Origin of the sequence: Primorskyibacter flagellatus (assembly GCF_048268605.1) — a bacterium.
GTDB classification, from domain to species: domain Bacteria; phylum Pseudomonadota; class Alphaproteobacteria; order Rhodobacterales; family Rhodobacteraceae; genus Primorskyibacter; species Primorskyibacter flagellatus.
In genome coordinates this window covers 236,175-249,470 of the sequence record NZ_JBLWVF010000001.1, presented here as the reverse complement: position 1 = coordinate 249,470, position 13,296 = coordinate 236,175, and the positions used below count along the sequence as shown (strand labels likewise).

The 13,296-nt window shown below is 61.5% G+C and carries 10 protein-coding genes; 4 read left to right on the top strand and 6 right to left on the bottom strand.

Annotated features, from left to right (window positions below; genetic code table 11):
* Positions 1-91 precede the first annotated feature (91 nt).
* Positions 92-1,243, bottom strand: coding sequence for a hypothetical protein (locus ACN0WV_RS01205; RefSeq protein WP_417603162.1), 1,152 nt, complete (start codon positions 1,241-1,243; stop codon positions 92-94).
* Positions 1,244-1,247: 4 nt separating this feature from the next.
* The gene (locus tag ACN0WV_RS01200; RefSeq protein WP_417603160.1) at positions 1,248-2,027 is read right to left on the bottom strand and encodes an SDR family oxidoreductase; all 780 of its coding nucleotides are present in this window, start codon (positions 2,025-2,027) and stop codon (positions 1,248-1,250) included.
* Between the two features lie 139 nt (positions 2,028-2,166).
* On the opposite strand from ACN0WV_RS01200, the gene ACN0WV_RS01195 reads away from it, so the two are divergent.
* The 4 genes from ACN0WV_RS01195 (at position 2,167) to ACN0WV_RS01180 (ending at position 8,408) form a co-directional block, all read left to right on the top strand.
* A complete protein-coding gene (locus ACN0WV_RS01195; protein ID WP_417603158.1) occupies positions 2,167-3,774 on the top strand; it encodes a peptide chain release factor 3 in 1,608 nt (535 codons plus the stop codon).
* 79 nt (positions 3,775-3,853) lie between these two features.
* Positions 3,854-5,599, top strand: coding sequence for a glycosyltransferase family 2 protein (locus ACN0WV_RS01190; RefSeq protein WP_417603156.1), 1,746 nt, complete (start codon positions 3,854-3,856; stop codon positions 5,597-5,599).
* Positions 5,592-6,542 carry a glycosyltransferase family 2 protein gene (locus ACN0WV_RS01185; RefSeq protein WP_417603154.1) on the top strand — a complete coding sequence of 317 codons (951 nt, stop codon included), beginning with the start codon at positions 5,592-5,594 and terminating at the stop codon, positions 6,540-6,542. Before ACN0WV_RS01190 ends, ACN0WV_RS01185 begins: the two co-directional genes overlap by 8 nt.
* 351 nt (positions 6,543-6,893) lie before the next feature.
* Entirely contained in the window at positions 6,894-8,408 is a 1,515-nt protein-coding gene (locus ACN0WV_RS01180) for a DEAD/DEAH box helicase (RefSeq protein WP_417603152.1), read from the top strand.
* Positions 8,409-8,533: 125 nt separating this feature from the next.
* On the opposite strand, the gene ACN0WV_RS01175 is transcribed toward ACN0WV_RS01180, so the two are convergent.
* From ACN0WV_RS01175 to nuoN, 4 genes are all read right to left on the bottom strand, one after another.
* A complete protein-coding gene (locus ACN0WV_RS01175) occupies positions 8,534-10,201 on the bottom strand; it encodes a ribonuclease J (protein WP_417603150.1) in 1,668 nt (555 codons plus the stop codon).
* Positions 10,202-10,206: 5 nt separating this feature from the next.
* Entirely contained in the window at positions 10,207-10,980 is a 774-nt protein-coding gene (locus tag ACN0WV_RS01170; RefSeq protein WP_417603148.1) for a type III pantothenate kinase, read from the bottom strand.
* Position 10,981: 1 nt separating this feature from the next.
* Positions 10,982-11,734 carry a biotin--[acetyl-CoA-carboxylase] ligase gene (locus ACN0WV_RS01165; protein WP_417603146.1) on the bottom strand — a complete coding sequence of 251 codons (753 nt, stop codon included), beginning with the start codon at positions 11,732-11,734 and terminating at the stop codon, positions 10,982-10,984.
* 111 nt (positions 11,735-11,845) lie between these two features.
* The gene (nuoN, locus tag ACN0WV_RS01160; RefSeq protein ID WP_084352361.1) at positions 11,846-13,288 is read right to left on the bottom strand and encodes an NADH-quinone oxidoreductase subunit NuoN; all 1,443 of its coding nucleotides are present in this window, start codon (positions 13,286-13,288) and stop codon (positions 11,846-11,848) included.
* Between the last annotated feature and the right edge of the window lie 8 nt (positions 13,289-13,296).

Below are 13,296 nucleotides of genomic sequence, written 5' to 3'. Positions count from 1 at the left end.
ACCCGATGAAAAGCATCGGAATTGGCGCGAGCCGTATCAGCCCGCGCGAAGCATCGCAACCCTGCGCCTGCGCGGCTTTGCATCAGCTCTGTCACTCTGCCTGCTCCAGATCGAACGGCGTTTCAGCAATGATGCGGCCATTGACCTGAAGCTCTGCCCGGTGCGGGCCGGGATGAAGGCGAAAGGTCGTGGCATCGCCTTTCAACGGATGCCGACGCAGCAAGACAAGCGGCGTTCCAGCCGTCACCTCTGCCTGCTTCAGTTTGAACACCTTGCGGCCCGGTTTGCCGTTGGGGCGGTGAAAATGCAGCACATAATCGACCATCACCGGGAGGTCGGTGGCACAACTCACTTCTGCCTCCAACGACAACACGCCGCCAATCTTCGCAGGCTGCGTTACCCTCAGTGTTGCCTGTACCGGCACATTTGTCCGGTAGCCAAGCAACTGCAACGCGCCGGGATGCCCCTGCTTGACGAGACTGCGCAACGCGTGGCGCGTCATCCAGGCCATCTCTGCCTTGTCTTGCCGCCCCTCGGCCTGCCAGCGCGACAAGCGATCCACCACAACCTCTGGCGCGGTTTTTGCAATGTCGTTCAAGTGGTTGGAGACTGATCTTGTCACATAGCGGGTCGGGTCGGCGTGCAACAGATCAAGAAAACGCAATGGCACAAGCGGGTCCAGCGTGATCGCCCGCGCCCAAGGCAGCTTTGATCGCGTCCCCTCGCTGACCAACCGCCGTACATGATAATTGTCATCTTTCGCCCACCGGTCAAGCCGCGCCAGGGTGTCATCCGGCCAGCGGTTCAGAAAGGGGCGGATATAGAATTCCATTGAAAAACGGCGCGTTGCGGCATGCAACAGATCCAGTGCGCGCTCGTGATGCGCCTCCAATCCGTGCCGCACAGCCAACACGCCGTAGATGCCGTGGATGAAGCGCCCGAAATCATCGTCGGTCAGATCCGGGTCCAATGGCGGCGGCAAGGATGCCTCAAGACAGTCCGCCATTGCATTGAAATCTTGTGGCAATTGCGCCTCAGCGCAATCTGCGATCCAATCCAAGCGGGCCAGCAGCGTGCGGTCCGCCAGCCCGCCCATGACCTCTGATGAAAAACGCGCGGCGTCGAAACCCGGAATGCCTGTCGCAAGTTCAGACGCCAGATCCCCGATGGATCCGGCGTTGAAAAGCTGGTCGGCGAGCGAGAACCCCGCACCGCCGCCCTTGCCATCCGGTCCGCGTGCCACGGACCTACATCGTCGCGTTCAGCGCGCCGCCATCCAGCAGCACGTTCTGCCCGATCATGTAGCCCGCATATTGCGAACACAGGAACGCGCAGGTCGCGCCGAATTCCTGCGCCGTGCCATAACGCCCGGCGGGGATTCCCGATGCCCGCTGTGCTGCGGCCTCCTCCAGCGTGATGCCTGCCTTTTCCGCGACGCCAGTGTCCAAAGACTTCGCGCGATCCGTGGCATGGATACCCGGCAGCAGGTTGTTCATAACCACGCCCTTGCCCGCCACCTGACGCGACGTGCCCGCGACATAACCGGTCAGGCCCGCGCGCGCCGAATTGGACAGTCCCAGCACCGCGATGGGGGATTTCACCGATTGCGAAGTGATGTTGACCACCCGGCCCCAGCCGCGATCCATCATGCCCGGCACCAGCGCCTTGATCAGCGCAATCGGCGTCAACATGTTGGCATCCAGCGCCTTGATGAAATCTTCGCGCTCCCAATCTGTCCACATGCCCGGAGGCGGGCCGCCCGCATTGTTGACCAGAATATCCACCGCGCCTGCGGCCTTCAGCACCTGCGCGCGCCCCTCTTCGGTGGTGATGTCGGCGGCCACTGCCGTCACCTCGACCCCGTAAGTATCGCGCAACGCCTGCGCTGTTTCCTCCAACGGTCCTTCGCTGCGGGCGTTGATGATCAGATCGACGCCAGCCTCTGCCAGCGCCTCGGCACATCCCCGGCCCAAGCCCTTGCTTGAGGCACAAACCAGCGCGCGCTTGCCCTTGATTCCCAGATCCATGACAGTCTCCCTTTGTCTTTTCAGGCAAATCCGTAACACCGGGCCGCGCGGCACGCCAGCACAACGCCGCAAAATACCGCGCATAGGTCGATACGACCCAAGCTTGCCAAGCCCCCGGCCCCGACCTATACGCGCGGACATGCTAGACGCCCTGCCAAACCGCCCCGACCTGCCCGCCGAGATTGCCCGCCGCCGGACCTTTGCGATCATTTCGCATCCCGACGCCGGCAAGACCACGCTGACCGAAAAATTCCTGCTGTTTGGCGGGGCCATTCAGATGGCGGGACAAGTGCGCGCCAAGGGCGAGGCGCGGCGCACGCGGTCCGACTTCATGCAGATGGAGAAGGATCGCGGGATTTCCGTGTCCGCCTCTGCCATGTCCTTCGATTTCCGCGAGTTCCGCTTCAATCTGGTGGACACGCCCGGCCACTCGGATTTCTCCGAGGATACCTACCGAACCCTGACGGCGGTGGATGCAGCCGTGATGGTGATCGACGGTGCCAAGGGCGTGGAAAGCCAGACCCAGAAGCTGTTCGAGGTTTGCCGCCTGCGCGATTTGCCGATCCTGACCTTCTGTAACAAGATGGACCGCGAAAGCCGCGATACGTTCGATATCGTCGACGAGATTCAGGAAAATCTGGCCATTGACGTGACACCCGCAAGCTGGCCCATCGGCGTGGGCCGCGATTTCATGGGCTGCTATGACATGCTGCGCGACCGGCTGGAGCTGATGGACCGCGCCGACCGCAACCGCGTCGCGGAATCGATCGAGATTGACGGGCTGGAGGATCCCAAGCTGGCCGAACACATACCCGCGCATCTGCTTGACCAGTTGCGCGAAGAGGTCGAGATGGCCCGAGAATTGCTGCCAAAACTGGACCCGCAGGCGGTGCTTGAAGGGCATATGACCCCGATCTGGTTCGGCTCTGCCATCAACAGTTTCGGCGTCAAGGAGCTGATGGACGGTATCGGCACCTACGGGCCAGAACCGCAGGTACAGAGGGCCGAACCGCGCCAGATCTCTCCGGATGAGAAGAAGGTCACCGGCTTTGTCTTCAAGGTGCAGGCCAATATGGACCCCAAGCATCGCGACCGTGTGGCCTTTGTCCGGCTCGCCTCGGGTCACTTTCATCGCGGTATGAAACTGACCCATGTGCGATCAAAGAAATCAATGTCAATCACCAACCCGGTGCTGTTTCTGGCCTCTGACCGGGAACTCGCGGAAGAGGCCTGGGCCGGCGACATCATCGGCATTCCCAACCACGGGCAGTTGCGTATCGGCGATACGCTGACCGAAGGCGAGCCGATCCGCGTCTCGGGCATTCCCAGCTTTGCGCCGGAACTGCTGCAATCATGCCGCGCGGGCGATCCGCTGAAATCAAAGCACCTGGAAAAGGCGCTGATGCAATTCGCCGAAGAAGGCGCCGCGAAGGTCTTCAAACCCGAGATCGGGTCAGGCTTCATCGTCGGTGTCGTGGGCGCGCTGCAATTCGAGGTTCTGGCCAGCCGGATCGAGCTGGAATACGGCCTGCCCGTGCGGTTCGAGCCGTCGCAATTCACCTCTGCTCGCTGGGCGTCGGGTCCGAAACAGGCGCTGGACAAGTTCATAGACGCGAACAAGCAGCACATCGCCCATGACAATGATGGCGACATCGTGTACCTGACCCGCCTGCAATGGGACATTGACCGGATTGGCCGCGACCATCCGGATGTGACCCTGTCGGCCACCAAGGAAATGATGGTCTGATCGGCGCGACGACCGGTCGAGGCGGGTGGTGCTCCCGCAACGCTTGCGCGTTGCTCCGCGGCGCGGCATCTTCGCGCCCATGAGCGAGCAGGACAACGGCACCTATCCGGGCGGATTCCCGGCGATCCTTCGGCAGATGGATGGGCGGCGCAAGCCCTTGGCCTTCGGTCGCAACGAGGCGCTGCCGCCGTTGGATACCGACCTTACCGTGCTGTTGGACCGCGTGGTTCTGGACCCTGCAAGCGACCCGGACGAGCAAACGCCGCTCAATTCGTCGCATCAGCGCAAACGCCGCGAGATCCGGGCAGAGCTTGCAGGAGCGTCAGAGCTTTGCGCCCTGAACGGCTTGCTGATCGCGCATCTGCGCAAACGCGCGCAACCCGGCCATACCGCAGCGCTGTTCCACCGGCTCTGGGCCGAGCATGCCGATCACCTGCTGGCGGGGCTCGATCTGCGTTGGCTGGTATCATCCATCACGACATTCGGCGATCACGGGCTGACGGATACGCAACGCCAAACCGGGCAAGCGATGACCGTGCTGTTCGGCACGATGAAACTCTACGAGACGGAGCGGCTGTATTCCGGGTTTGCGCCCGGCCGGCCCTTCAAACTGGCGGCCAGGACGTCCGAGGCGCTGCCGATGCAAATGGATGCCTATTCCATGGCCTATGGCGGGCTGGATGTGAACATGCTGGGGCGAATCTGGCAGGATGCGGACCGGGACGCCGTCATCCGCCCGCTGGCGCATCACCTGCTGGACCAGTTGATCGCGGATGAACGCACCGTCTTTCGGCGACTTGCGATGATGCGTCACCGCCTGGACCGCCGTCGCCGCCAAAAAGCAGAGGCCAAGTCAGCGCCACCCCCCGCCCCGGCCCAGAGCCGGGGCCTTTCGGCCGACACCCCGCGCTGGGGCCTGGTGTCAACGGTGAAAGGTCCGCTACGCCAGATCGCCCGGTTTGCGGCACATCACATCGAACTGGGCGCAGACCGGATCGACCTTTACCTCGACGCCCCGGATCCTGCCACGATTGCGGCGCTGTCCCATCCCCGCCTGAACATCACCGCCTGCGATGACGCCTGGTGGCAAGCCACCGGCAAGGAACGCCCCCCGCAACATCAGCTGCGCCAGGCCCATAATGCGACGCTCAGCTACCGGGCAAGCGATCTTGACTGGCTGGGCCATATCGACATGGACGAGTTTCTGCTGACCAACGCGCCGGTTGCCACCACTCTTGGCGACGCGCACAAGACGTTCGGCCAGGTTCGCATGCTGCCGGCCGAAGTCCTGTCCTCGCCCGACGGCGTCATCCGCCACTTCAAACTGACGCGCGAAGCCGCAGGACAACCCGTCGCGGCAGCCGAAGAGATTTACCCGACATTCGGCATGCATCTGCGCGATGGATTCATCAGCCACACGACTGGCAAGGTCTTTGCCCGCACCGGCATCGACGACGCCCGGTTGGGGGTGCATTCCCTCAAGATCAAAGGCGCGCGCCTTGCCAGTACCGGCCTGCTTCCCGGCATCTTCGCGGGGCATCTTCACGCACCGGATTGGGCGCATTTCCGAGCGCATCTGGAGTTTCGGCGCGCCAAAGGATCGTACCGTGAGCGCCCCGATTCGAACCGTCTGGGCATGGCGCCGCTGCTTGACTTCCTGCGCGATGAAAGCGGCGAAGACGGGGTGCGGCGGATGTTCGACGAGCTTTGCCTGGACACGGCGGACCTGCGCGCCCGACTGGCCAGCCACAACATGCTGCTGACCCACAACCTTGACCTCGACGCCGCTGTGGACCGCGTCTTCGGCGAGTTGCCGGATGGCTGATATGCGCTGGGGCATCGTTTCGACCGTCAAGGCGCCGTTGGAGCAGATCCTCGATTTTGCCGCCTGGCATCTGGATCTGGGCGCGCATCGGCTGTTTCTGTATCTCGACGATCCAGAGCCGCAAGTGTTTGCCACCCTGAACGCGCATCCGAAACTTCGCGTGACGGCCTGCGATGCCGCGTACTGGGCAAAGGGGCCGCAGCGTCCCGGCAAACATCAGGCACGCCAGTCGCGCAATGCCCGCCACGCGTTCAACCGCAAGACCCAAGTCGACTGGCTGGCCCATATCGACGTGGACGAACTTCTGCACCCCGCAACGCCTTTGGCAGAGCAACTCAACGCCCTCCCCGCCGAGTGTATGGTTGCCCGCCTCCGCCCGGTCGAGGCATTGGCGCCGGGGACTGGCACCGCCGATGGCGAAACCGCGTTCAAGGCGTTCCACATTGACCAGAAGGCGCGCCAAGCGGCGTCCGAGCGGTGCTTTCCGACCTGGGGGCGCTACCTGTCGGGCGGGTTCCTCAGCCATGTTGCCGGCAAGCTGTTCATCCGCTCCTCGCTTCACGATCCCCAGATCAAAATCCACAATGTCATCGTGGATGGCGTCCAGAACCCCGCAGAACAGCCCTTGCCGGATACGGACCTGCTGCATTTGCACGCCCAAAGCTGGGAAGACTGGCAACGCACCTACCGGTTCCGACTTAAACGCGGCTCTTACCGGGCAGAGCTGAAACCGCAGGTGCGCACCGGCACGCAAACGCCCAACCTGCATGACCTTTTCACCCAGATCGAAGCAACCGCGGGCACGGCAGGCCTGCGCGCCTTTTACGACGAGGTCTGCACCGCGAATGCACCCTTGTGCCAGCGCCTGCAAAGCGAAGGCTTGCTGCGGCGCGCGCGTCTTGATTTGGCAACAAAGCGCGCTCGGCATTTTCCGAGCCATTGACGTGCGCCAAACTCCCCCTGACCCACAGATTGTTTACGACGCACGACCAGAACCATCGCGGCACCGGCCACGATCACCTGTCCCATCATATCGAATTCGCGCCGTAGCTGTCCGATTTCCGGTCAATCAACCACTGTTAGCGCAAAACGAACCGCATTTGTGTTGCCTTATCGCCCAAACTGACTAACTTTCTGCGCATGACTGTTGCTGAAACGCATCCGCATTGACCCCAAAGCTGCTTTTCGGGTACATACCGCGCGTGGATCGCGCATGTGGAAAACCACTGGGCCATACGGGCCTGATCCTCACCAGAAGTACGGGCCAGACAGTGTCCGTTATAATCGGATACAGATGACAAAATTCTCTGACCTGAACCTGAACCCCAAGGTTTTAAAAGCCGTAATCGAAACTGGCTACGAAACGCCCACGCCAATTCAGGCCGGGGCCATCCCCCCGGCGCTTGAAGGCCGTGACGTGCTGGGCATAGCCCAGACAGGCACCGGCAAGACCGCCGGTTTCGTATTGCCGATGATCACCATGCTGGCCCGTGGCCGTGCGCGTGCACGCATGCCGCGCAGCCTTGTGCTGTGCCCGACCCGGGAACTGGCCGCACAGGTGGCCGAAAACTTCGACACCTATGCCAAGCATGTAAAGCTGACCAAAGCTTTGCTGATCGGTGGTGTGTCCTTCAAGGAACAGGACGTCCTGATCGACAAGGGCGTTGACGTTCTGATCGCCACCCCCGGCCGCCTTCTGGACCATTTCGAGCGTGGCAAGCTGCTGCTCACCGGCGTGCAGGTCATGGTGGTGGATGAGGCTGACCGGATGCTCGACATGGGCTTCATTCCGGATATCGAGCGGATTTTCTCGCTGACACCCTTCACCCGGCAGACGCTGTTTTTCAGTGCCACAATGGCCCCCGAGATTGAGCGTATCACCAACACCTTCCTGTCGAACCCGGCCCGGATCGAGGTTGCACGGCAAGCCTCGGCCTCTGAAACCATCGAACAGGGTGTGGTCATGTTCAAAGGCTCGCGCCGTGAACGCGAGGCCACCGAAAAACGTGAAGTTTTGCGGGCGCTGATCGACGGCGAAGGTGAAAAATGCACCAATGCCATCGTCTTCTGCAACCGCAAGGTGGACGTCGATATCGTGTCGAAGTCACTGAAGAAGAACGGCTATGACGCAGCTCCGATCCATGGCGATCTGGACCAGTCGCAGCGCACCAAGACCCTTGACGGTTTCCGCGCGGGCGACCTGAAGATCCTTGTCGCCTCGGACGTTGCGGCCCGCGGTCTGGACGTGCCCTCGGTCAGCCATGTGTTCAACTTCGATGTGCCCAGCCATGCCGAGGATTACGTGCATCGCATTGGCCGCACCGGCCGTGCCGGGCGCGACGGCAAAGCGATGATGATCTGTGCGCCGCGCGATGAGAAGAACCTCGACGCGATTGAAAAGCTGCTTCAGAAAGCCATCCCGCGCCTGGACAATCCGCTGAAAAAGTCCGAGCCGAGCGACGCATCGCCTCCATCCGATGACACCACCGAGAAAAAGCCCGCGCGCACACGCAGCCGGTCCCGGTCGTCCAAATCGGCCACGCCAGCACCGACCGAAGCCACCGAAACGCCTGCCGTGCAGGCCGATCTGAAAGTGGTCGAGACGGTGGAAAAACCTGCTGAAAAGCCTGCCGAGAAGGCGGAAAGTGCCGATAGGAATGACCGCAACAGCCGGTCCAGATCGTCGCGCAGTTCTGACAAACGGTCTGACAAGCGGCCAGAAAAACGCTCGGACAACAAGGTTGTGGGCATGGGCGATCACCTGCCCAGCTTTATCGCGCTCAGCTTTGAAGAACGCCGCGCCAGCTAAGGTCGACACTGAATTTGAAAAAAGGGCCGGTTTTCACCGGCCCTTTTTTGTTGGACTCCATCGCGACAGTGACGAGGCAGGCGCGGGGCGCCGCTTGTGATCCCTCACAAACGGCGCCGACAGACTTACCCTAGCCTGCTGACAATCACGGTGACCTCTGGCTTTTTGCCGACCTCGTCATTGGTGGTCTGGCGCGCGGTGCGACGCAGCCCCTCTTCCAACTTGCTGTCATCGGTCAGCGTCTTGGCACCTGCGCGGCCCAGGAACTGGCTCAGATCCGCCTCCAGCACATCGACCAAAGGCGCGTTTCCACGCCCCTGCGCGGGCAGGCCCATGACATCGCACCAGGGGTCGCCCAACGGTTCATCCTCTTCATCCAGGATGACTGTGACGATCACATGCCCGTTCAGCGCCATCCGGATACGGTCACGCACGACCCCGTCCATCGCGCCGATCTGCACGGAACCGTCAAGATAGGTGCGCCCGGTCTCGACATATTCGGCAACCGTCGGCGCATTGCCCGACAGGTTCAGCATCATGCCGTTGACCGCCACGATGCCTGCGCGCCCCTTGGATTCGGCAAGCTTGGCGTGTTCGCGCAAGTGGCGATGCTCACCATGCATCGGGATAACCATCTGCGGATTGACGATGTCATGCATTGCCGCCAGATCCGGCCGGTTGGCATGGCCCGAAACGTGATAAAGCCCATTTGAATCGTCGATCACATCAACGCCCAACTCAGAGAACTGGTTGATAATTCGGATCACGCCCCGTTCATTGCCCGGAATGGTCTTGGACGAAAAGAGGAACGTATCGCCCTCTTTCAACACCAACCCGTTATATTTTCCGCGCGCCAGCTGGGCCGAAGCCGCACGCCGTTCGCCCTGACTGCCCGTGACCAGCAGCATCACGTTTTCACGCGGCATCTGCACCGCGTCTTCGGGGCCGATCACGTTGGGAAAATTGGTCAGAACACCGGTTTCGATGGAGGCTTCGATCATCCGGCGCATCGCGCGTCCCAACAGACAGATCGAGCGGCCAGCCCGGTCGCCCGCCTCGGCCAGCGTTTTGACGCGCGCGACGTTGGACGCGAATGTGGTGGCAACCACCATGCCTGTCGCGTCGCTGACCAGCTTTTCAATATCGGGGCCAAGCGTGGCTTCGGACCGTCCGGCATGGGGCGAAAAGACGTTGGTGGAATCGCAGACCAGCGCCTTGACGCCCGGTTTGGCAACCTCAGCCCAAAGCGCCGGGTCATATGCCTCGCCCACAAGCGGGGTCTGGTCCAGCTTGAAGTCACCCGTGTGCACGATCCGCCCGTCCGGACAATCCAGAACCAGCGCAGAGCTTTCGGGTATGGAATGCGAAATCGGCAGGAACGAGACCTCAAACGGCCCGGCCTTCACCTTTTCGGGCCACGCCCCCACCGTTTTGACCGCATCGGCACCAATGCCATATTCTTCCAGCTTGCGGCGCGCGATGTTTGACGTGAAGGCACGCGCATAGATGGGCACGCCCAACTGTTCATAAAAATGCCCGACCGCGCCGACATGGTCCTCATGCGCGTGGGTGATGAAAATCGCCTCCAGCCGATCGCGGCGTTCTTTCAGCCAAGTGATATCCGGCAGGATCAGGTTCACACCTGGAGTGCCGTCCATATCCGGGAAGGTGACGCCCAGATCCACCAGGATCAGACGTTCCTGATCCGGCTTTCCGTAGCCATAGACATAGGCGTTCATTCCGATTTCGCCAGCCCCGCCAAGGGGAAGGTAGATGGCGCGTTGCGCTACCATATGAGTTAGTCCTCGTGTTGATTGAATTTATGGATGACGGTCAGCCCGTGCATCGTGAGTGTGTCCTCGACGGCATCGAACAGCTCGTCGGTCTGCTGGAACAACGGCGCCAGCCCGCCGGTCGCTATGATCTTCATTGGGCGTTCGCGCTCTTGCTTGATGCGCGAACAGATTTCGCGGACGAGGCCGACATAGCCCCAGAAAACGCCTGACTGCATACAGGTGACGGTATTGGTGCCCACCACCTGCTGCGGCTTGGTAATATCCACATGCGGCAGGGCGGCGGCGGCCTGATGCAATGCCATGAGGGACAGGTTCACCCCCGGTGCAATCACTCCGCCGACATAGGCACCGTCTTCATCCACCACATCGAATGTCGTCGCCGTGCCGAAATCCACGACGATAAGATCGCCGCCGTACAGATCATGCCCGGCCACGGTATTGACCAGCCGGTCCGGCCCAACCTGGGTGCCTGCATCAACACGCACACCCACTGGCAGCGCGCAGTCGGGTTTGCCCACCACCAGCGGACGGGTGTTGAAATAGCGATCCGCCAGAACGCGCAGGTTGAACACGACGCGCGGCACGGTCGAGCTGATGATCATGTCGGTGATCTGGGCGTCGATCTTCTGAAATTTCATCAAGGTCGACAGCCAGACGTAATATTGGTCTGCCGTGCGCTGGGTCTCGGTCGAGGTCCGCCAGGTGGCAATGAAACGCGCGCCATCCCAGAGCGAGAAGACCGTGTTGGTGTTACCGCAATCAATCGCCAGAAGCATCTCAACTCTCCTTGAAAAAGACATCAGCGGCGGGGATGGCCACTCTGCCCTGCGACGTGGTCAGAACCAGATTTCCCGCCTGGTCTACAGTCTCGAACACGCCGGTCGTCTCGGTTGTTCCGGTGCGCGCGGTGATGGTTTCACCTAGGCGCGCCGCACGGTCCAGCCAAGCCCGGCGGATCGGGGCAAACCCATGTGTTACGAACTGTTCTTCCAGTTCGGCATAAGACGTGGCAAGCGCATCAAGGAAAATCTCGGGTGCCACATCCAGCCCGGTTTCTCCCTGAAGGCTGACGGGCCGCAGGGCATGTGCTTCGACCTGCGCCGCCTCAGGGGCATTGCGAAGGTTGACACCAGTGCCGATTGCCAAATGCCGCACGCCTCCGACCTCAAAGCTTTCAAGCAATATCCCCGCGACCTTACCGCCGTTCAGCAGCACGTCATTGGGCCATTTCAGCGAGAACGGTGCGACCCGACCGGTCAACACCACAAAGGCATCAAACAGCGCCAATGCGGCCACGAAACTGCGCAGGGCGGTGACGTCGGGCGCGTCATCCACACGCAGCACCAACGTCGCTGCAAGGTTGCCCTGTGGATCGGACCATGCCCGGCCGCGACGTCCCTTGCCAGCGGTTTGACGCAGCGCGCAGATCCATTCTGGCCCCGCAAGAGTTGCGGCGATCCGCACCGCTTCGGCATTGGTGCTGTCAAGCTCTGGCAGAATGCGTCGTCCGTATCCGGCGGGCCAGCTCATTGGCAGCGCCTCGTGCGAAACTCGTGGCTAGTCAGAACCTTCACCGCGTCCGGAAAACGAAAGCGACGCGCCCTTGGCGCGCCACGTTCGAAAACCGTATGGGCGGGTCGCTTAGTTGACAAGCGTCGCAGCCGCTGCCGCAGCCGCCCCTTCTATTCCGAAAAGGTTCACGACACCCAGCAACATGATCGCCGCAGAGACCATCAGGAAACCCGAAAGAATCGCTGATTGTCCGCCATCCAGCGCATCGTCGGTCTCTTCTCCGAAATACATGTAGAACACGATCCGAAGATAATAGAATGCACCGATGACCGAGGCCACCACACCGGCAACCGCCAACCAGGCCAACCCGCCCTCATAGGCGGCGCGCAGAACATAAAGCTTGCCGAAGAAACCGACCAGCGGCGGCACGCCTGCAAGGCTGAACATCAGGATCAGCACGGCCAATGCCTTGGCTGGCTCTTTCTTCGAATACATGTTCAGGCTTCTGATGTCGGTGACCGGCTGGCCATCGCGTTCCATCGACAGGATAAACGCAAACGTGCCGACATTCATCGTCACATAGATCGCCATGTAGATCAGCAGCGCCTGCACACCAAAGGCTGTGCCTGCGGCCAGACCCATCAGCGCATAGCCCATATGGGCGATCGAGGAATAGGCCATAAGGCGTTTGATATTGGTCTGTCCGATCGCCGCAACCGCACCAAGAAACATCGACAGAAGCGACAGGAAGGCGATCACCTGTTGCCAGTCCCCTACAGCGCCGCCGAATGCATCATGCAGCACCCGCGCGAACAGGGCCATCGCCGCGACCTTCGGGGCCGTTGCGAAGAAGGCCGTAACCGGTGTGGGCGAGCCTTCGTAGACATCCGGCGTCCACATATGGAACGGCACGGCAGAGACCTTGAAGGCCAGACCGCAGGCGATCAGGACCAGGCCGAACAGTAGGCCAAGCGAGACATGGCCTTCGGTCGCGGTCTGCACGATGCCGGAAAACAGCGTGGTCCCCGCAAAGCCGTAGGTCAGCGACGCGCCGTAAAGCAGCAGGCCCGAGGACAGCGCGCCCAGCACGAAATATTTCAACCCGGCCTCTGTTGATTTTGCGCTGTCACGACGAATGGCCGCAACGACGTAAAGCGCCAGCGATTGCAGCTCCAGCCCCATATACAGCGCCATCAGATCGCCCGCGGACACCATCATCATCATGCCGACAACCGCAAGGGCAATCAGCAACGGGAATTCAAACCGCAGCAGACCGCGGCGCGACAGGTAGTCCTGGCTCATCACCAGAACGGCCGCCGCCGATAGAAGCAAGGTCACCTTGGCAAAGCGCGCGAATCCGTCGTCGATGAACATCCCGCCAAAGGCCGGACGAATGCCCTCGCCACTGGTGCCGATCCACGCGGCCAGCAGGACAAAGACGCCTGCCGTGGCCCAGGTCAGCATCGGGGCCAGCGCATCCTTGCCCGTGTAGACCGCACCGAGCAGCGCGAGCATCGCGTAGACCGAAAGCACGATTTCGGGAAGGATGATTGTCAGGTCAGCCTGTAGCATGTCCAAGA

Coding starts and splice junctions, on each gene's coding strand:
- ACN0WV_RS01200 (WP_417603160.1), bottom strand. CDS start 2,027: ATGGATCTGGGAATCAAGGGCAAGCGCGCGCTGGTTTGTGCCTCAAGC.
- ACN0WV_RS01195 (WP_417603158.1), top strand. CDS start 2,167: ATGCTAGACGCCCTGCCAAACCGCCCCGACCTGCCCGCCGAGATTGCC.
- ACN0WV_RS01190 (WP_417603156.1), top strand. CDS start 3,854: ATGAGCGAGCAGGACAACGGCACCTATCCGGGCGGATTCCCGGCGATC.
- ACN0WV_RS01185 (WP_417603154.1), top strand. CDS start 5,592: ATGGCTGATATGCGCTGGGGCATCGTTTCGACCGTCAAGGCGCCGTTG.
- ACN0WV_RS01180 (WP_417603152.1), top strand. CDS start 6,894: ATGACAAAATTCTCTGACCTGAACCTGAACCCCAAGGTTTTAAAAGCC.
- ACN0WV_RS01175 (WP_417603150.1), bottom strand. CDS start 10,201: ATGGTAGCGCAACGCGCCATCTACCTTCCCCTTGGCGGGGCTGGCGAA.
- ACN0WV_RS01170 (WP_417603148.1), bottom strand. CDS start 10,980: ATGCTTCTGGCGATTGATTGCGGTAACACCAACACGGTCTTCTCGCTC.
- ACN0WV_RS01165 (WP_417603146.1), bottom strand. CDS start 11,734: ATGAGCTGGCCCGCCGGATACGGACGACGCATTCTGCCAGAGCTTGAC.
- nuoN (WP_084352361.1), bottom strand. CDS start 13,288: ATGCTACAGGCTGACCTGACAATCATCCTTCCCGAAATCGTGCTTTCG.